The organism is Methylobacterium sp. J-072 (assembly GCF_022829425.1).
Lineage (GTDB): Bacteria > Pseudomonadota > Alphaproteobacteria > Rhizobiales > Beijerinckiaceae > Methylobacterium.
In genome coordinates, this window is record NZ_JAKSYK010000231.1 from 201,062 (window position 1) to 218,291 (window position 17,230).

General features: G+C 70.2%; 19 protein-coding genes and 1 pseudogene. 8 read left to right on the forward strand and 12 right to left on the reverse strand.

What is annotated here, in order from left to right:
* The first annotated feature begins 160 nt into the window (after positions 1–160).
* Together MKK67_RS32025 and MKK67_RS32030 are read left to right on the forward strand one after the other, a co-directional pair.
* Positions 161–1,648 (forward strand): GumC family protein, encoded by a 1,488-nt coding sequence (locus MKK67_RS32025; RefSeq protein WP_243973186.1) that lies wholly within the window; start codon positions 161–163, stop codon positions 1,646–1,648.
* Positions 1,641–2,492 carry a WecB/TagA/CpsF family glycosyltransferase gene (locus tag MKK67_RS32030; protein ID WP_243973188.1) on the forward strand — a complete coding sequence of 284 codons (852 nt, stop codon included), beginning with the start codon at positions 1,641–1,643 and terminating at the stop codon, positions 2,490–2,492. The genes MKK67_RS32025 and MKK67_RS32030 overlap by 8 nt, the downstream gene beginning before the upstream one ends.
* A gap of 97 nt (positions 2,493–2,589) precedes the next feature.
* On the opposite strand, the gene MKK67_RS32035 is transcribed toward MKK67_RS32030, so the two are convergent.
* From MKK67_RS32035 to MKK67_RS32060, 6 genes are all read right to left on the reverse strand, one after another.
* Positions 2,590–3,156: an NUDIX domain-containing protein gene (locus MKK67_RS32035; RefSeq protein ID WP_243973190.1), complete on the reverse strand. Its 567-nt coding sequence runs from the start codon at positions 3,154–3,156 to the stop codon at positions 2,590–2,592.
* 38 nt (positions 3,157–3,194) lie between these two features.
* A complete protein-coding gene (locus MKK67_RS32040) occupies positions 3,195–3,452 on the reverse strand; it encodes a sulfurtransferase TusA family protein (protein WP_243973191.1) in 258 nt (85 codons plus the stop codon).
* 25 nt (positions 3,453–3,477) lie between these two features.
* Positions 3,478–3,813: a hypothetical protein gene (locus tag MKK67_RS32045; RefSeq protein WP_243973193.1), complete on the reverse strand. Its 336-nt coding sequence runs from the start codon at positions 3,811–3,813 to the stop codon at positions 3,478–3,480.
* Positions 3,814–4,027: 214 nt separating this feature from the next.
* Positions 4,028–4,426, reverse strand: coding sequence for a hypothetical protein (locus tag MKK67_RS32050; protein ID WP_243973195.1), 399 nt, complete (start codon positions 4,424–4,426; stop codon positions 4,028–4,030).
* A gap of 103 nt (positions 4,427–4,529) precedes the next feature.
* A complete protein-coding gene (locus MKK67_RS32055) occupies positions 4,530–5,897 on the reverse strand; it encodes a glutamate--cysteine ligase (RefSeq protein WP_243973196.1) in 1,368 nt (455 codons plus the stop codon).
* A 291-nt stretch (positions 5,898–6,188) separates the two neighbouring features.
* Positions 6,189–6,941: a 16S rRNA (uracil(1498)-N(3))-methyltransferase gene (locus tag MKK67_RS32060; RefSeq protein WP_243973197.1), complete on the reverse strand. Its 753-nt coding sequence runs from the start codon at positions 6,939–6,941 to the stop codon at positions 6,189–6,191.
* 231 nt (positions 6,942–7,172) lie between these two features.
* Between MKK67_RS32060 and MKK67_RS32065 the strand changes: the two genes are divergently transcribed.
* On the forward strand, positions 7,173–7,643 hold the full coding sequence (locus MKK67_RS32065; RefSeq protein WP_243973198.1) for a hypothetical protein: 471 nt from the start codon (positions 7,173–7,175) through the stop codon (positions 7,641–7,643).
* Positions 7,644–7,732: 89 nt separating this feature from the next.
* Positions 7,733–8,680 carry a 4-hydroxybenzoate octaprenyltransferase gene (gene ubiA, locus MKK67_RS32070; RefSeq protein ID WP_243973199.1) on the forward strand — a complete coding sequence of 316 codons (948 nt, stop codon included), beginning with the start codon at positions 7,733–7,735 and terminating at the stop codon, positions 8,678–8,680.
* Between the two features lie 15 nt (positions 8,681–8,695).
* On the opposite strand, the gene MKK67_RS32075 is transcribed toward ubiA, so the two are convergent.
* Positions 8,696–9,157 (reverse strand): DUF6101 family protein, encoded by a 462-nt coding sequence (locus MKK67_RS32075; RefSeq protein ID WP_243973200.1) that lies wholly within the window; start codon positions 9,155–9,157, stop codon positions 8,696–8,698.
* A gap of 434 nt (positions 9,158–9,591) precedes the next feature.
* Here MKK67_RS32075 and MKK67_RS32080 point away from each other — a divergent pair, with 434 nt between their 5' ends.
* Complete coding sequence (locus MKK67_RS32080) at positions 9,592–10,407, forward strand: inositol monophosphatase family protein (RefSeq protein ID WP_243973201.1); 816 nt, start codon at positions 9,592–9,594, stop codon at positions 10,405–10,407.
* 316 nt (positions 10,408–10,723) lie between these two features.
* Here the strand turns inward: MKK67_RS32080 and MKK67_RS32085 are convergent, their stop codons facing one another.
* Positions 10,724–10,960, reverse strand: a complete 237-nt coding sequence (locus MKK67_RS32085) for an AsnC family transcriptional regulator (RefSeq protein WP_092042045.1) — start codon at positions 10,958–10,960, stop codon at positions 10,724–10,726.
* A 161-nt stretch (positions 10,961–11,121) separates the two neighbouring features.
* Positions 11,122–11,331: a cold-shock protein gene (locus MKK67_RS32090; RefSeq protein ID WP_058194768.1), complete on the reverse strand. Its 210-nt coding sequence runs from the start codon at positions 11,329–11,331 to the stop codon at positions 11,122–11,124.
* Positions 11,332–11,647: 316 nt separating this feature from the next.
* Between MKK67_RS32090 and MKK67_RS32095 the strand changes: the two genes are divergently transcribed.
* Positions 11,648–12,037, forward strand: coding sequence for a hypothetical protein (locus MKK67_RS32095; RefSeq protein WP_058194769.1), 390 nt, complete (start codon positions 11,648–11,650; stop codon positions 12,035–12,037).
* 3 nt (positions 12,038–12,040) lie between these two features.
* Here MKK67_RS32095 and MKK67_RS32100 read toward each other — a convergent pair whose 3' ends face one another.
* Positions 12,041–12,244: a hypothetical protein gene (locus tag MKK67_RS32100; protein WP_243973203.1), complete on the reverse strand. Its 204-nt coding sequence runs from the start codon at positions 12,242–12,244 to the stop codon at positions 12,041–12,043.
* A gap of 145 nt (positions 12,245–12,389) precedes the next feature.
* Between MKK67_RS32100 and MKK67_RS32105 the strand changes: the two genes are divergently transcribed.
* Positions 12,390–12,968, forward strand: coding sequence for a type 1 glutamine amidotransferase domain-containing protein (locus tag MKK67_RS32105; RefSeq protein WP_243973205.1), 579 nt, complete (start codon positions 12,390–12,392; stop codon positions 12,966–12,968).
* Positions 12,969–12,996: 28 nt separating this feature from the next.
* On the opposite strand, the gene MKK67_RS32110 is transcribed toward MKK67_RS32105, so the two are convergent.
* A complete protein-coding gene (locus tag MKK67_RS32110; protein ID WP_243973207.1) occupies positions 12,997–14,655 on the reverse strand; it encodes a calcineurin-like phosphoesterase C-terminal domain-containing protein in 1,659 nt (552 codons plus the stop codon).
* Positions 14,656–14,794: 139 nt separating this feature from the next.
* Positions 14,795–16,093, reverse strand: a complete 1,299-nt coding sequence (locus MKK67_RS32115; protein WP_243973209.1) for a murein L,D-transpeptidase — start codon at positions 16,091–16,093, stop codon at positions 14,795–14,797.
* A 321-nt stretch (positions 16,094–16,414) separates the two neighbouring features.
* Between MKK67_RS32115 and MKK67_RS32120 the strand changes: the two are divergent.
* Positions 16,415–16,846: pseudogene (locus MKK67_RS32120) on the forward strand (copper chaperone PCu(A)C); the annotation flags it as partial.
* Positions 16,847–17,230 lie beyond the last annotated feature (384 nt).

A 17,230-nucleotide genomic window follows, 5' to 3' on the forward strand; every position in this document is an offset into this window, starting at 1 on the left:
TACTGGTTCGGTATGCCGATTGCTGCCGTGTCGGAGACAACACCGCCTCGGTCGAGGCCCTGTCCCGGATCGGCACGGAGGTGACCGGAACGGGGACGGGCGCAGGAGTGCGGTGGAGGGCGGCACCGGCCGCACTCCGACAGGTCAGGGAGCGTGGCGCATGTTCGACTTCTCGACGCGCATGAGTGGTGAGCAGCCGATCCGCATGGTGCTGCCGCAGGTCGAGCCCCGTCAGGAGAGCCGGCCGGAGGCGCGCGTGATCCTGCGCCGCCTGTGGCGGGGCAGCGGGTTCATCGTGCTGGGCGCCCTGTTCATGGTGGCGGTCGCGGTGGCGCTGCTCGGCCTGATCCCGCCGCGCTACACCTCGGCGATCCAGGTGCTGGTCGATCCGAGCGACCTGCGGGTGGTCGAGAACGACGTCAACGCCCGCCAGCCCCAGGCCGATAGCGGCGTCTCCATCGCGGAGAGCCAGGTGCGGGTGATCCAGTCGGACAACGTCCTGCGCCGGGTGATCGCCACCCTGCATCTCGACCAGGACGACGAGTTCGTGCTGCCGGACGGCAACAACCCGACGCTGGCCTGGATCAAGGGGGCGCTCGGCATGCTGCCCCCGGCCGCGAGCCGCGACCCGGTCAACATCGCCCTCGACACGCTCCAGACCAAGCTCAGCGTCCGCCGGGCCGAGCGGACCTTCGTGATCGACGTATCCGTCCAGTCGCGCGATCCCGAGAAGGCCGCCAGGATCGCCAACGCCATCGGCGACGCCTACTTCGCCGAGGAGAGCGCCGCCCGCACCGACACCGCCCGGCGCGCCTTCGACGCGCTGACCGGACGGCTCGGCAACCTGAAGCGCGATGTCGAGCAGGCCGAGGGCGAGGTGGTCCGCTACCGCGAGGCCCACAAGCTCGTGGCCTCGAGCGGCCGCCTGCTCACCGATCAGCAGCTCGGCGACCTGAACCAGCAGCTCGTCACCGCCTCGATCAAGACCGCGGAGGCGAAGTCGCGCCTAGACCAGGCCCGTAAGATGCGCACCTCGGACCCGAGCACGGCCCTGCCGGAGATGCTGCAATCCCTGGAGATGCAGGCGCTGCGGCAGCAATACGCCACGCTCTCGCGCAACACCGCCGAGCTCGCCACCCGGCTCGGCGAGCGCCACCCGGCCATGGCCGAGCAATACGCCCAGCAGCGCGACCTTCAGCGCCTGATCCAGCGCGAGAAGGAGCGGATCATCGACACGACCCAGAAGGATTACGACCGGGCCGCGGCCAGCGAGACGGCGATCCGGACCAATCTCGACCGGGTGAAGACCGAGACCGTGAGCAGCGACCGCGCCTATGTCGGCCTGCGCGAGCTGGAGCGCACCCTCGAGGCCCGCCGGGGCGTCTACGAGGCCTATTTGAAGCGCGCCCGCGAGGCGAGCGAGCAGGAGCGGCTTAACACGACCAACGTTCGGATCATCTCGGTGGCGACCCCCGCCCGCCAGCGGACCTTCCCGCCCTCGCCGAAGATCGTGCTGCCGGTGGCCCTGGTGCTCGGCCTGCTGCTCGGCGGCGCCATCGCGCTGGCGCTCGGCGCCGACAGCGACCGCCGGCGGGTCCGCCGCGCCGCCATCCGTCCCGGGACCAGCTTCCGGGCCGCCGATGCGTGAGGTCGAGGCCCCGGTCCCGGTCGATCCCGCGGCGGCCTGGCTCGACCAGGCTGCCCCGGAGCCGTCCACCGCGGGCGCGGTGTCGGTGCCGTCCACGACCGTCCGGCTGTTCGGCTACAGCTTCCACACCGGCACAGCGGCGGCGATCGTGGACTCCGTGGCGGCGCGGTACGCGGACGGGCCGCGGACGATCGTCACCGCCAATGTCGACCACGTCGTCCAGCTCGCCGAGGATGCGGATTTCCGGGGCGCCTACACGCGCGCCGCAGCCCGGACCCTCGACGGGATGCCACTGGTCTGGCTCGCCCGGGCGGCCAGCGGCCGGCCGGCCGTGCGGATCACCGGCCACGACCTCCTGGCCTGCATCCTGGCCGACCCGCCGCCCTTCGCCCGCCGGGTGTTCTTCGTCGCCGCCCGCCAGGACGCCGCCGACACGCTGACCACCCGCCTCCAGGCTGCCGGGCTCCCGGACGGCGCGGTGGCGAGCGCAGTGCCGCCCTTCGGCTTCGAGGACGACGAATCCTACGGCCGCGCCCTGGCCGAGCGGATCCGCGCCCACGGCACCACCCTGCTGGTGATGGGCGTCGGCGCCCCGAAATCGGAGATCTGGGTCGACCGCCGGGGCCGGGCGCTCGGCAACCCGGTGGTGTTCTGCGTCGGCGACGCGCTCTCAGTGGCGGCGGGCTGCCTGCCCCGCGCCCCCTGGCTGATGCAGCGACTGGGCCTCGAATGGGTCTTCCGCTTCCTCTGCGCCCCGCGGCGGCTGTTTCGCCGCTACTTCATCGAATCCTGGCGCTTCATCGGCATCGCCGTGCGGGACCGGGCTTCGGGACGGCGGGATTGAGGGGGCGGGCCGGCGCCCGGTGCACCCGTTTCATCCCGTCCACGCTCGCAATGACGGCGAGAGGCGTATTCCGTCATTCCAAGGCGTCGCCGGCGAGCTACGCAAACAGTTCCGGCCGCCGCAATTGCAGTGCGAATAGCAGCAGCAGCGACTTCATGTCGGTGAGTGCCCCGCGGCGGGTCATCGCCACCAACTCCGCGAGCGGGATCTCGTGGACCGCCACCGCCTCGCCCTCGGCGGCGAGGCCTCCGCCGGCGCCCGTGCGGTCCGACTCCGCGTAGGCCGCCAGGAACAGGTCCATCCGCTCGGTGGAGATGCCTGGCATGGTCCAGGCGCTGGCCACGAGATCGAGCGCGCCGAGGCGCAGCCCCGTCTCCTCGATGGCCTCGCGCCGCACCTCGTCCTCGGGGGCGCCGTCGTCGAGCAGGCCCGCCGGCACCTCGACATGGCTCGGCGGCCCGCCGGAATACAGCACCGGCGCCCGGAACTGCGAGACCAGCGTCGCGACCCGCCGCACCGGATCGTAGGGCAGGACCGCGACGGCCCGGCCATGATCTTCCATCTCGCGGGTGATGCGCGTGCCGTCGTCCTGCATCACCTCGGCCACGAGGTACCGGGCCCACCCCTCGTGCACGAGGCGCACGCCCCCGATCCGCGGTGCCATGCCGTCTCCGCCTCATCTCTGGGAACGGGACCGATCGCTCAGGAATGCGGCGGCTTCACGGAGGCTCTCATGCGGAAGCACAGGCGATCGCCGCTCCGCTCAGCCGAATCGAGCTGGGCGCCCTCCTCTCGGACGAGGTTGGGGATGTCGATCATCGCCATCGGATCGGTGCAGATGACCACAAGCACCCGCCCGGCGGCGAGCACCCGCAGGGCCTTGCGGGTGCGCAGGACCGGGAGCGGGCATTTCAGCCCCGTGAGGTCGAGTTCGACGCAGTCCGCCTCATCATCCAGCAAACGAAGGGCTCCCGAGCCGGCCTCTCTACCACTCGTGATAGCCGAACAGCGGGCCGTGATAGCTATCCGGCGCGAACACATAATAGGTTGGGCCGTAATAGCCGTATTCCATGTTGCGGCCCGGGGTCGGCGCGTAGGCGTAGCCGTAGCCGAACGGCACCGGATAGCCGTACTCGCCGTAATAGCTGTATTCCGGCCGGACCACCCGCGCCTCGGCGGCGATCCCAGCCCCCACGGCCGGGCGTCCGACCGGTGCGGCGCGTGGGGCGCGATACGGGCCGAGATCCGCCGCGGAGCAGACGCTGCCGGCGGTCACGAAGGCTGCGATGCCGGCCACGAGAGCGGCGGTGAAGCGGGTCATGGCGGCGGTCTCCTCGACAAGGCGATTCGGCCTCGGAGGGATCCGATAGCGTGGCCGGCGGCAGGATAGCCCTGCCGGCCTTGTACGAAGCTTGCGGCGCACGTCTAAGATGCGGCGGATCGCTGGCCCTACCCGCGGCAGCCCCCGAAAGTCCGCAACCAAAAACTCCCGGCCTCATGGAGGCCGGGAGTTTTTATGCAGTCCGGATCAAGGCTTACCAGCCGTAATCGTAATAGCCGTAGGCGGGAGCGGGGGCATAGCCGTAGGCCGGATAGGCGTAGCCGCCGACCGGGGCGTAGCCATAGGCCGGGTAGCCGTAGCCGCCGTAATAGCCGTAGCGGGGGGCGGCGCTGGCCGCGAGCGCACCGCCGATGATGCCGAGGGCGGCACCGGCCGCGACGGCGCCAGCGACCCGGCCGCCATAGCCGCGGCGGTAGCCGTAGCCGCCATAATAGCCGCGGCGCCAACCGACAGTGTCCACCGTGGCGTTCTGGCCGCCGACCTGCACAGCGCTCTGCGCCGGCAGCGGGGCCGCCTCGGCAGCGGTGAACGAACCGGCGATCATGGCCAGGGCCGAGGCGCCGGCGACGACGGATGTGGTGATGCGAGACATGGACACCTCCTCCACGCGCTGAACGATCGGCGTGTGAACTGTCAGGTATCGCACTTCGTTCCAGGCCACGGTGCGCGGCCGCACGGCGCCCCGGATCGACGCGTCAGAACACGCATTCCGTGAAGGCCGGGCGCACGCAGGCGCCCCAGCGGCCCTCGTAATCCGCGAGCAGATCGTCGGCCCGGGTGCGCCCGGCCGTGACGATCGCCTCGAGGGGCTGGAGGTAAATGGTCTCGTCGCGGCCCTCGGCGTCGCGGCGGGCCCGGGCGCGCAGGCCCGAGCGGGCGATGGCGAGGGCTTCGGCGGCCACCGCCCCCAGGGTGGTGTTGGCGACCGGGGTGGCGAGCCCGAGGCGCGGCGCGGTCGCCCGGGCGGCCTCCCGGTTGGCTTGATTCCAGCCCTTCACCAGGTCGAGGGCGGCGTCCAGCGCTGCCTCGTCGTAGAGCAGCCCGGCCCAGAACGCGGCCTGGGCCGCGATCATGCCGGGATCGCCGACATCGGCGCCGCGCATCTCCAGGAACCGCTTGAGCCGCACCTCCGGGAAGGCCGTGGAGGCGTGGTTGGCCCAGTCGGCGACCGTGGCGTACTCGCCCGGGAGTTGCGCCAGCTTACCGGCCATCAGGTCGCGGAACGAGGCGCCCGACACGTCGTGGTAGATGTCGCCGCGCTTGACGAAATACATCGGCATGTCGAGCAGCCAGTCGACATAGGCCTCGTAGCCGAAGCCGGATTCGAACGCGAAGGGCAGCATGCCGGTGCGGTGGGGATCGGTGTCGCGCCAGATCTCGGAGCGGCGGGACAGGAAGCCGTTGGGCCGCCCATCGGTGAAGGGTGAATTGGCGAACAGGGCCGTCGCCACCGGCTGGAGCGCCAGGGAGGCGCGCATCTTGCGCACCATGTCGGCCTCGGAGGCGAAGTCGAGATTCACCTGCACGGTCGCGGTGCGCAGCATCATGTCGAGGCCGAGCGAGCCGACCTTCGGCATGTAGCCGGCCATGATCTTGTAGCGGCTCTTGGGCATGACCGGGGTCTCGTCCCGCCGCCAGCGCGGGCTCATGCCGAGCGTCAGGAAGCCGATATCGAGGGACTCGGCCGCCCGCTTCGTCGCCGCGAGATGGGCCGCGAGTTCGGCCGCGGTGCCGTGCACGTCCGGCAGCGCCGCCCCGGACAACTCGAACTGGCCGCCCGGCTCGATCGAGATCGCCCCGCCTTCCTCGGCCGACAGGCCGATGATGTTGCCCAGATCGAGGATCGGCTCCCAGCCGGTCTCGCGGGCCAGCCCCTCCAGCAGGGCGCGGATGCCGCGCTCGCCGTCATAGGGCACCGGCTCGCGGCTCTCCCGATAGAACGGGATCTTCTCGTGCTCCGTGCCGATGGCGAATTGCGCGCGCGGCTTCTCGCCGGCGGCGAACCATTCGATCAGCTCGGCGCGCGTGGTGAGCGGCGTGGTGTCGTTGCTATCGCGCGCCATGCGCTGCCTGCCCGTGCCTGTGAAATCGTCGCTTGGGATAGGAGCACACCGGAAACCTCCGGCGCGTCCGTCCTGCTCAACCCCGCCCGCGAGCGAAGTCCGGACGGACACCCGCGTCGGCTCCAAGAGCGCGGCGCGGGCGACATCCATCCTGGGACATAATCGAGGCGCCGGGAACCGACAACGCGGCGCCATGGACCGCGGGGGCCGTTCGCCCCGGTTCGGCGGCACAATCCCCGGGCCCGCCGCTCTCATGTGCGCCGGCACACATGGTTCCGGCGGGCCCTGCCCTCAGCGCGCGTCGCCCAGCACCGCCTGGACCAGGGTCAGCACCGCCACCGCGGCGGTGTCGGCCCGCAGGATGCGCGGCCCGAGGGACAGGGCGACGGTGTTGGGCCGCGCCCGGATCGCCGCCCGCTCCTCCTCGGAAAATCCGCCCTCCGGCCCGACCAGGACGGCGAGCGGCGGCGGTGCTGCGGGATCGGCGGCCTCGCGGAGCGCCCGGACCGGGTCACTCACCGGGGCGTCCTCGTCACAGAACACCAGCACCCGCTCGGGCGCGAGACCCGCGAGCGCCGGCCCGAGTTTTTCCGGCTCGGGGCAATCCGGGATCGCCAGGATGCCGCATTGCTCGGCGGCCTCGACGGCGTTGGCGCGCAGGCGATCCAAGTTGATCCGCTCGCCCTGCGTGTACCGGGTGATCACCGGGCGGATCGTCCCGGCGCCCATCTCCACCGCCTTCTGGGCCAGGTAATCCAGGCGCGCGCTTTTCAGGGGCGCGAACAGGTAGTGCAGGTCGGCGCGCGGCGTCTGCGCGCGGGTGCGTTCGGCGACGTGGAGGTCTGCGCCCTTCCGGCCGGTCTGCACGAGGTGCGCGCGCCACTCGCCATCCCGGCCGTTGAACACCAGAACGGGATCGTCCGGGCCGCGGCGCAGGACGTTGAGGAGGTAATTGGCCTGCGCCCGGTCGAGGGGCAGGACCACACCGGCGTCGAGATCCGATTCGACGTAGAGGCGTGGGGCGGTGAAGTCGTAGGCCGGCATGGCCGGGTGGTCGCGCGGTCGGATGGCGCTGTCAACGCGGACCGCGGGCTCGCACAGCCCGCAAACCTGTTGCGAAAAGGTTACGAAGCTCGGTTTTTGGCGGTTCCCCCACACCAGCATGGCCTCGCCGGTTTGCCGCTCGATTGACGCCACATTCCTATGGCGAACCCAGGGGAACGAAGGGGAGCCGGCGGTGCGCGGGCTCCGGCACGGCGTCGAGGGAGTCGCAGGATGGCACACGGGAGCTTGAGTTTGGGGGCGGCGGCGCTCGTCGGCGGCCTGCTGTTCGGAACGGCGGCCTTCGCGCAGGGCGCGGCGCCGGAATGCGGGACGATCCAGAAGACCCTTGCCGAGCGCAAGGCGCTGGTCTCCCGGGCCAACGCGGCGTCGAACAGCAAGAAGAAGATGACCCCGCAGGAAGCCTGCGCGCTGTTCGGCAAGCTCCAGTCCAACGGCGCCGAGGGCCTGAAGTGGATCACCGCCAACAAGGAATGGTGCTCGATCCCGGATTCCTTCGCCGAGGGCTTCAAGGCCGACCACCTCAAGGTCAGCGGCATCCGCACCAAGATCTGCAGCGTCGCGGCTCAGGCGACCAAGATGGAGGCGCAGGCCCGTGTCCAGGCGCAGAACAACGCCAGCAGCGGCCTGCTCGGCGGTCCGGGCTTGACCGGCAGCTTCAAGCTGCCGCAGGGCGCATTGTAAGATCGTCTGAGAGGATCACGGGTCCGCGCGGATCCCTCTCTGCGATGGCGTAGAGCGAGCGTGCGCGTGGGCGATCGGAGATCCGACCGATGAGCGGGACGGCGGCAGAGGACGGGCGTCCGGCCGATGCAGTGACCGGACACTGGGTCGAGCGCGCGGCGCCGCGGCCCTGGCGGCCCTATCTGCGCCTGGCGCGCATCGACCGGCCGATCGGCTGGTGGCTGCTGCTTCTGCCGTGCTGGTGGTCCTCCGCCCTGGCGGCGATCCGGGCGGATCTTTCCTTTCCCGATCCCTGGCACTGCCTGCTGTTCCTGATCGGGGCGGTGGCGATGCGCGGTGCGGGCTCGACCTACAACGACATCGCCGACCGGGATCTCGACGCCCAGGTCGAGCGCACCCGCCAGCGCCCCCTCCCCTCCGGGCAGGTCCGGCCGCGCCACGCGGCCTTGTTCCTTCTGGCCCAGCTGCTCGTCGGCCTCGCGGTGCTGCTGCAGTTCAACGAGCAGGCGGTGATCGTCGGGCTGTGCTCCCTGCTGCCGGTGGCGATCTATCCGTTCATGAAGCGGGTGATGCCGATACCGCAGGCGGTGCTCGGGCTGGCCTTCGCCTGGGGTGCGCTGATGGGCTGGGCGGCTCTGTTCGCCCGCCTCGATGCCCCGGCGCTGCTGCTCTACGCGGGCACGATCTGCTGGGTCGTGGGCTACGACACGATCTACGCGGTCCAGGACATCGAGGACGACGAGATCGCCGGGATTCATTCCTCGGCCCGCCTGTTCGGCCGGCATGTGCGGAGCGGAGTCGGCCTGTGCTACGCGCTCGCCGCGCTGTTCATCGCGCTGGCGGCCAGGGGCGCGGGCGCGGGACTGATCGGGGCGCTCGGGGTCGCGGCCTTCGCCGCGCATCTCGGCTGGCAGGTCCTGTCGCTGCGGGAGCGCGACGGGCGGGGAGCGCTGAGCCTGTTCCGCTCGAACCGGGATGCCGGCCTGATCCTGTTCGTGGGTCTCTCGGCGGACGCGCTGCTGCGCAGCCTGTCTTGAGCTTCGGCAGTCCGATCAGGTGCGGGCGATGATCTCGTTCTCGCCGCGGTAGATTTGCGGCCGCGCCGGCAGACGGCCGGTCTTGCGGCGGGCCAGGAAGCGCGGGCGGCGGGCGCCGAGCCCGGCATGCCGGCGGCGGATGCGGATGCGACCGAGGATCAGCCGGCCGATCTGCTCGGAGACCGGCACCAGCACGCCGTCCTCCCGGACGATCATCCGCACCAGCCCGGCCCGGGCGGCGATGTCGCGCCAGATGGCGACCACGTCGTCCTCGTCGAAGCAGCCGAAGCGGTTCAGCTCCTCGCCCTCGGCATCGACCAGGATCAGGCTGAACCGGTCGGCGCCGCAGATCTCGGCATCCTCGGTGGCGTAGGCCAGGGCGATGCCCGCGGCCTTGCGGGCGCCGGACATCCGGCCGATCACCGGCAGCGGCGACGGGGTGAAGGCGGACACAGCTGCGACCCCTTGGGTATCCATGGCAGGTCCTTCGGCAGGTCCTTCGCGGCGTTCGTCGGTGAACGAGGACGTGTTCATCTGTCCGGATCCCTGGAGCAAGTGGCGACCCGTGTCGGGCCGTCCGTTATGCCAAGCAAAATCGCACCCGAACTCCTCCGCACAGCTTAATCACCGTCGTTAAGCGATTCTGGACGGGGATGTCATTTGAGGAATGCTCAATGCTTCCTTGAATGCTCAACACTTCCTTGCGAAGATCGATCAGTCTCGATCGATCCCGGTGGCAGAGTGCGGATCCTTGTGGCCGTGCCGGCGGCGCCCTACAACGGGAGCGACCGGGCGGCACGGCCCTCCGGTGTTCTCAGATCTCCTTCCGAGCCGGCTCAGCACGTCCGACCAGCCGGGCGGAGGCCCCAACGTGGCCCGATCCGGGCCTGACGCATGCCCCGCGGAGCGCGATGCCCGAGCCCATCACCGACGCGGCCGTCTCCGCCCTGATGCCGGACCTGCGCGCGGTCATGCGCGAGGCCGCCGAGATCGCCCGGCCGTATTTCAAGCTCGGCGGCCAGACTTCCGCGCGGATCTGGTCGAAGGCCGGCGGCTCTCCGGTGACGGAGGCCGACGTCGCGGTCGACACCTTCCTGAAGATCCGCCTGAGCGCGCTGGTGCCGGCGGCCGCGTGGCTATCCGAGGAGACCGCGGACGATCCGGCGCGCATCGGCCACGACCTCGTCTGGATCGTCGATCCGATCGACGGCACCCGGGCGTTCCTGTCGGGCCATCCCGACTGGTCGATCGCGGTCGCCCTCTTGGCCGGCGGCCAGCCGCGGATCGGGTTCGTCCACGCCCCCGTCGGCAACGCCGATTACGAAGCGGTGCTTGGATGCGGCGCCACCCGGAACGGCGAGCCGATTCGGGTGGATGCCAAGGAGACTCTGCCGGGCGCGCGCATCACCGGGCCGAAGCCGATGCTCGACCGCCTGGCGCGCGGCGCGGGCGCCGACGTGGATTTCGAGCGGATCGACCGCATCCCGTCGCTGGCCCTGCGGCTCGCCCGAGTGGCGGAGGGCTCGGTCGATGTCGGCCTGATCTCGGGCAATGCCCGCGATTGGGACATCGCGGCGGCCGACCTGATCCTGCGCGAGGCGGGCGGCGTGGTCTGCGACCTCAAGGGTCAGGCGACCACCTACAACCGGCCCGATCCGGTCCACGGTGAATTGCTGGCGACACCAGTGGCCCTGCGGGATCCGGTCCTGGCGGCCTGGGATCGGTAGGGCACGCCCCGTTCGGTTTACGCGCGCCGCCCCTTTCCCGGACACCTGGAACGCCAGTGGAAGGTGATCCGGGACCCAGCAGGCAAAGCGCCGCGCAGCGGCACGATATGAGAGCCGACGATGCCGCTGCGCGGTGTTAATGTGCTGGGTCCCGGGTCGCATTCCGCTGGCGCTGCATACGCCCGGGAAAGGGGCGGCGCGAAAGAAGCACCGCTGCTGCGCGACCCATCGCGTGCAAGAGCCGCGCTCGATCTGAGATCGAACGCGGCTCCATACGTCATGAGCGTCTGGAAAATTCCAAACGGAACGTCGGCCCTCAGGCCGCCGCCGCCTCGCGGATCACCACCGCGTTGGGCGCGAGCCCGAGACGCTCGGCGAGGTGCCAGTGCAGTTCCCGCGGGGAATGGTAATTGTAGGACCGGTCGATCAGGTTGCTGAGATCGGCCCCGGTCTCGGTCGCGGACTTAGCCCGCGCCAGCCGCCCAACCCGGAAGGTCGGCGCATCGGTGACGGGGGAGCGGACGCCGCGGCGCCGCGTATATTCGAACATCATTATAAAGCGTGTCTTTTCTTTTCTGGACCGGACGTCTGTGCGCGCCCGGCGTCGTTTCTGCTGGTTGCCTCCGACGCCCCCGTCGCCCGGACGATCTCGCCCGGGTGGAAGCGTCGGAAAGGGGAGCCGCATTATGCGGCCGGTTCAATCCCGTTCGCGGATCAGGCCGCCTGAAGGTTGCCGGCGGCGTCCTTGCCGCTGCGCTTGTCCGTCAGGACCTCGTACGAGAGCCGCTGGCCCTCGACCAAGTTACGCATCCCGGCCCGTTCTACGGCGGAGATGTGAACGAACACGTCCTTGCCGCCGTCGTCGGGCTGAATGAAGCCGTAGCCCTTGGTCTCGTTATACCATTTCACAGTGCCGGTATTCACGTAGGGTACCTCGTTCGTCCATAGGTCATGCACACGGCGAGAATGCCGCGCGATGCACCACGGTCTTGCTGGGTTGGCCAGTGTGGCAGGGCGCGAGACGCTGGTCGCTTGAACGCGCCGGTCTCGGTGGGAAAGCCCCCCAAGGCTCTATTTAGGCGCTGCCTGCGGCGGCAACAAGGCATTTTGCACGCGGCGTCTCGGTCGCAGGTCGAACGGGGCCGGCGGGGCGGCGCGGCGCCCCCTGTGATTTCCGGCACTTCCGATGCATATACGGAACGCGGACAGACAGTTAAGGCGCGTGGCTCCCGGGCGATACATGGCAGGCATTTCGGTCTCGCTGGATGGCGCGAACATCCAGCTTTCCTTCCAGAAGGACGATCAGGCGACGGCGGTGGTGATGGATGCCCGCGCGGCCCGCGCCCTGGTGCGCGCCGTCGGGCAGCTCCTCACCGCGATCGACGACAGCGACGAGCCGGATCTCGGCGAGGGCCTGGGCGACGAGGAAGTCGCGATGCTCGACGTCACCTCCTCGGCGATCGAGGTCGGCACCGACGAGGAAGGCCAGGCCGTGGTCGCTCTGCAGGCCGGCGCGCTGCCGCCGTTCCAGCTGCGCCTGACGGACGAAGAGGCCCGCCACGTGGTGACGAGCCTCTCCGAAATCCTCAGCGCGCCGCGCGACGTGCGCACCTCGCACGGCGGCCACTGATCATCACATCCGGGTCCCCGGATCGGTCGGCGTGCCCGGAAAGACGTCGGGCTCGGAGCCCGGTCCGCCCGGCTCGCCGATCCCGGGATCGTTCACCGGATAGGGCGTACGCGGCCCGGTCGGCCCGATATCGGGCTCTTCCTCGGGCGGAAGCGGCAGAGGCGGCAGATCGCCGGGCGTAGGCTCGGGTAGGCCGGGATTGGCCATGGCGGTCTCCTGATGGTTTTCGGGATGCCGGATCAACGGGCCGCCCCTGCATGGGTTCCGCGCGCCGGCCTGCCATGTCGCGCCCCTCGGAACAGCGCGAACCGGCCTCCGTTGACCGGGCAGACCCCCAACAAGGAGGCTCGCCATGCCCGATATCCGCCAAGCCAAGATCCTGATCCTCGCCACCGACGGCTTCGAGGAAAGCGAACTGACCGTGCCGCAGGCCAAGCTGGCCGAGGCCGGCGCCACCGTCTCGGTGGCCGCGCCGCAATCGCGCGCGAGCAAGGGCACGATCCGCGGCTGGGACAAGACCGACTGGGGCAAGGAGGTCGCGGTCGACCTCGATCTCGACCGGGTCGACCCTGCCGCCTACGACGCCCTGGTCCTGCCGGGCGGCCAGATCAACCCGGACAAGCTCCGGCTGGAGCCGAAGGCGCTGGCGGTGATCAAGAGCTTCCTCACCTCCGGCAAGGTCGTGGCCGCGATCTGCCACGCGCCGTGGCTGCTGATCGAGGCCGGCGCGGCCAAGGGCCGCGACCTGACCTCGTTCGCCTCGATCCGCACCGACGTGATCAATGCCGGCGGCCGCTGGCACGACAAGGCGGTGGTGACCGATCAGGGCATCGTCACCAGCCGCAGCCCCGAGGACCTGGACGCCTTCTGCGCCAAGATCGTCGAGGAGATTCAGGAAGGCAGCCACGGCAGCCGCCAGCTCGCGGCCTGAGGATCCGCGCGGCTGACGGCGTCGATCGTCAGCCGCGCGCGCCGTCGCCGGTGACTTCGAGCACGGCACAGGACCGGATCGGCCGTCCGTACTCGTCCGTCCCGTCCACCGTCACCCGGTGGGCGCCCGGCGCGAGGTCGTCGGGCAGGCGCGCGGTCCAGATATGGGTCGAGGGCGTCGCCTGGACCCAGCTCTTCTTGGTCTCGGGATAGCGCGCGTAGAGCTCGGTCACGAACGGGTCGAGCCGCCGGGTGCGCGCCATTGGCTCCGGCGCCCGGTCGCCGATGCGGAAGGTCAGGCTCGTGCGCGGGCCACCGTCGAAGACGTTGACCACGAGGTTGGTCGAGGCCAGCGCCTCCTGCGGAACTGGCGGCCGCAGCGCCTGCATCGGATGGCTCGCCCGAACGATCTCCGGGGCGGCGGGGCGCAGTTCGCTCTCGAAGGCGATCCGCATCGTCGCGTCCGGCTCGCCCTGCGCCGGGACGTAGCGGGTCGTGTAATCGGTGCCGCGGATCGACAGCACGTGGAAACCGTTCGGGGTGCCGTCGCGGCTGTCGGCCGAGGGGATGCCGGTGCGGGTATCCGGCCCGCTCCACCAAGAGCCGGACACGGCGGTCATCACGTGGTGGTGGTGCCCCTCCGCGGGGTAGTGATGCTCGGTGGTATGGGTGTGGCCGGCCAGGCTCAGCACCTTGCGCCCCACCAGCACGTCGAGCAGCGCGGCCCGGTCGATGGTCGCGCTGCGCGGATCGTCACCCGTATCCGTGACCAGGGGAATGTGGGTCGCCAGGACGATCAGGTCGTCGGGCGGGATCTCGGCCAGGAGATTCTTCAGGAAGGCCAGCGTCCGTTCGCCGATATGGCCCCGGTAGGTGTTCGCCCCCACGGGGACCGGCGGCCCCATCCACTCGACGTTGTCGAGCATCACGAACAGCACGCGCCCGTGCCGGAACGCGTAGGTCGGCGACCCGAACACCCGCTTCCAGGTCTCGCGGCTGTAGCGGGCATCCGGCGCCTGCATGTTGAGGTCGTGGTTGCCCGGCAGGCTGTACCAAGGCAGGCCGATCCGCCCGACGATGCGGTTCGAGCGGCCGTAGAGCGAGAGGTCGTCGAACAGCACGTCGCCGGTGGTCAGGCCGAAGGCCGCCGGGATCGCCAGGGCCCGGGCGACCGCGGTGTCGCGCACGTGGTCGAGCTCGAACCGGCTCTCGGGCTGCGGATCCGTGAACAGAATCACGTCGAAATCCGCGGGCTCGTCGGCCTTCGTCAGGGTGAAGTCGATCGAGGCCGGCAGCGGGCCGGTGGGCGCGAGGCCCTTGTAGCGCAGCCCAAGATCGGCAGGCGTGCCGCCGGGCTGATGGATGTAGGAGTGCCGAGGCACGTTGTCGGCGTCCCGCGGCAGGGCGTAACCCGGCGGCTTGATCACGAAGACCGCGCCATCCCCGGCCAGCGGCAGCCGGTAGCGCCCCTGCCCGTCCGTGCGCGCGACCTCGCGGCCGTTGGAGACCAGCACGCCGGGCAGCGGCGCGCGCTCGGCGCCGGCCGTCTGGACGGCGTAGACGATCCCCGTGGCCTCCGCGGATTCCTGCGCCCCGGCGCGGCCGGCCACGAGCGAGAGGGCGGCGGCACCAGCCACGGTCTCCCGGCGGGTGAGGCCTCCGGATGCTGGAAACGAATCGCGCGTCATCGGGGGCTCCTGCTCGGCGGCAAAGGCCAAGCAGAGGCGTTTGACCGCCCGATGACAGACGGCCCCCGAACGCGCGAGGCCCGCACCCTGGGTAGGGTGCGGGCCTAGGAGGAAACCGCAGGCGTGAAGCGCGGTGCGCTTACTCTTCGTCGCCCGGCTCGAAGGTCTGGGGCAGCGGCTCGGCGCTGGCGACCGGGGTCGGCGCCCCGATGGTCGAGGGCACGTTCACGCCGTCGCGCTTGTAGATGTCGTCGCGGAACTGCACGAGGCCGTCCGGGGTCGCCCAGGCGGTGATGTAGGTCCAGTAGACCGGCACGGGCTGGGCGATGTTGGCGTCGACGCGCTTGCCGCTCTCGATGGCCTGCTCGACCTGCTCGCGGCCCCAGCCGGGCGTGTCCTTCAGCAGCCAGGTGATGTACTCGCGCACGTTCTGCACGCGCACGCAGCCCGAGGAGATGAAGCGGAAATCGTCGCCGAACACGCCCTTGGTGTTCGTGTCGTGCATGAACACGCCGTAGGGATTCGGGATGTTGATGCGGACGATGCCCATCGAGTTGAAGTCGGCGCCCGATTCCTGCCGGTAGGTGAAGCGCGTGCCCTCATCCGAGTTCCAGTTAATCGAGCGCGGCGAGACTTCGCCGTTGCCCGACAGGATGTGGATCTTGTTGTCGGTGAGGTAGTTCGGATCCTTCTGCATCTTCGGGATCAGGTCCTTCTTCACGATGGAAGCCGGGACCGTCCAGGTCGGATTGAAATTGATCTGCGTCGCCTTGGTGTTCATGATCGGCGACTGGCGGTCGATCTTGCCGACGCCGGCGGCGTGGAGCGTGACGACCTGGCCGTTCTCCACGGTCTCCACCAGGGCGGCCGGGATGTTCATGATCACGAAGCGCCGGCCGAGATCGCCCGAATAGGAGCGCAGGCGGACGACGTTGATCTCGAGCTGGTGCAGCCGCACGTCGGCGGGCACGTTCATCGCCTGCTGGGTGGCGAGGCTCATCGCGCCGGTCTGGCTGAGGCCGTGGCGGGCCTGGAACCGCTTCACGCCGGCCGCGACGTAGGAATCGTACACGCCCGAGCCGCCGGCGGCGGGGTCGAGATCGCCGGTGACGATCAGGCGCTGGCGCACCGTGGCCACCGCCGGGCCCTTCGCGCCGACGCGCAGGCGCTCGGCGCCGGAGACCGGCCGCCAGCCGCCGCGGGCGACGATGTCCTTGTAGCGCTCGAGCATCTGCTCGGTGGCCGACACCGTCTGGGGCGACAGGATCGGCACGGTCTCGCGCTGCACCTGCATGCCGGCGGGCGAGGCGTAATCCTGCGCCCATTCGGCCTGGGCGTAGTTGCCCTGCTCCCGGGCCTCGGCGGCGCCGATGGCGAGGGTGCCGAGCGCGGCGACGCCCAGCATGGCGGTGAACCGGTTTGTTGCCTTGATGCGCATCAGTCGCTGGCTCGTGTCCGGAGTTCGTCAGATCATGGCGAGAGCGGGGGTACTCGGTCGCCACGGTGTCGGGATGGGCTTAAGACTCCCTATCGAAGGGGCCGGATTGTGGCATTGGCGTGCGGCAACGCACGTCGCGTTCGCTTGCGGCGCGGTGACAACAGTCACCGGCGGCCCAGTGTGGCAGAGATGCCACCGCCGGGGCGATCCGTGCCTCGCGCCGCCGAAGGTGCCGGTCGCCAATTTCCAAAAAACCAGGATGGAAGCAGGCCCATGAAGATGTTGTGCACGGCCCTCCTCGGCCTCGGCCTGTTCGCGGGCGCCGCCCAGGCGGATCCGATCAAGGCCGGCGACCTCACGATCGAGACGCCGTGGCTGCGGGCGACGCCGAACGGCGCCAAGGTCGCGGGCGGCTACGTGCGGATCGTCAACACCGGCACCGCCCCGGACACGCTGACGGGCGCCGCGGTGCCATTCGCCACGTCGGGCGAGATCCACTCCATGTCGATGGAGGGCGGCGTGATGAAGATGGCCCCGGTCCCCGGCGGCCTGACGGTCAAGCCCGGCGAGACCGTGGAGTTGAAGCCCGGCGGCTATCACCTGATGTTCGAGGGGCTGTCCGGCGCCCCAAAGGCCGGCGACACCGTCTCCGGGACGCTGACCTTCCAGCGCGCCGGCGCCGTGCCGGTCACGTTCTCGGTAGCGCCGGTCGGCGCGAGCGCGCCCGGCGGCGGCCACCAGCATCAGCATTAAGAGCCTGTTCGACTGCACGATCGCAGTCGAATGATGGTTCTGCCGATGGGGATCCCAATCTCTCCCCTCATCCTGAGGTGCTGCGCAGCAGCCTCGAAGGAGCCCTCCAGGGATCGTGCGGCTGGCTGGAGGACTCCTTCGAGGCCTCCGCTTCGCTCCGTCGCCTCAGGATGAGGGTGAGGGTGGGAAAGACCGGTCAAACAGGCTCTCAGAGCCGGCCGGGGCCATAGATCCGTCGGATCCACACGTTGCGCGTGTCCTGAAAGGGGCAACGCAACTGGATGCGTCACGGTCGAACGTCCTGTTCAGGGCGCGATCGACTTGCACCGGGGCGATTCCGACACCGGCCGCTGGCCACGCGTATTCGCCGGTGTCCAGTTCTCC

Coding starts and splice junctions, on each gene's coding strand:
- MKK67_RS32025 (WP_243973186.1), top strand. CDS start 161: ATGTTCGACTTCTCGACGCGCATGAGTGGTGAGCAGCCGATCCGCATG.
- MKK67_RS32030 (WP_243973188.1), top strand. CDS start 1,641: ATGCGTGAGGTCGAGGCCCCGGTCCCGGTCGATCCCGCGGCGGCCTGG.
- MKK67_RS32035 (WP_243973190.1), bottom strand. CDS start 3,156: ATGGCACCGCGGATCGGGGGCGTGCGCCTCGTGCACGAGGGGTGGGCC.
- MKK67_RS32045 (WP_243973193.1), bottom strand. CDS start 3,813: ATGACCCGCTTCACCGCCGCTCTCGTGGCCGGCATCGCAGCCTTCGTG.
- MKK67_RS32050 (WP_243973195.1), bottom strand. CDS start 4,426: ATGTCTCGCATCACCACATCCGTCGTCGCCGGCGCCTCGGCCCTGGCC.
- MKK67_RS32055 (WP_243973196.1), bottom strand. CDS start 5,897: ATGGCGCGCGATAGCAACGACACCACGCCGCTCACCACGCGCGCCGAG.
- MKK67_RS32060 (WP_243973197.1), bottom strand. CDS start 6,941: ATGCCGGCCTACGACTTCACCGCCCCACGCCTCTACGTCGAATCGGAT.
- MKK67_RS32065 (WP_243973198.1), top strand. CDS start 7,173: ATGGCACACGGGAGCTTGAGTTTGGGGGCGGCGGCGCTCGTCGGCGGC.
- ubiA (WP_243973199.1), top strand. CDS start 7,733: ATGAGCGGGACGGCGGCAGAGGACGGGCGTCCGGCCGATGCAGTGACC.
- MKK67_RS32075 (WP_243973200.1), bottom strand. CDS start 9,157: ATGGATACCCAAGGGGTCGCAGCTGTGTCCGCCTTCACCCCGTCGCCG.
- MKK67_RS32080 (WP_243973201.1), top strand. CDS start 9,592: ATGCCCGAGCCCATCACCGACGCGGCCGTCTCCGCCCTGATGCCGGAC.
- MKK67_RS32085 (WP_092042045.1), bottom strand. CDS start 10,960: ATGATGTTCGAATATACGCGGCGCCGCGGCGTCCGCTCCCCCGTCACC.
- MKK67_RS32095 (WP_058194769.1), top strand. CDS start 11,648: ATGGCAGGCATTTCGGTCTCGCTGGATGGCGCGAACATCCAGCTTTCC.
- MKK67_RS32100 (WP_243973203.1), bottom strand. CDS start 12,244: ATGGCCAATCCCGGCCTACCCGAGCCTACGCCCGGCGATCTGCCGCCT.
- MKK67_RS32105 (WP_243973205.1), top strand. CDS start 12,390: ATGCCCGATATCCGCCAAGCCAAGATCCTGATCCTCGCCACCGACGGC.
- MKK67_RS32110 (WP_243973207.1), bottom strand. CDS start 14,655: ATGACGCGCGATTCGTTTCCAGCATCCGGAGGCCTCACCCGCCGGGAG.
- MKK67_RS32115 (WP_243973209.1), bottom strand. CDS start 16,093: ATGCGCATCAAGGCAACAAACCGGTTCACCGCCATGCTGGGCGTCGCC.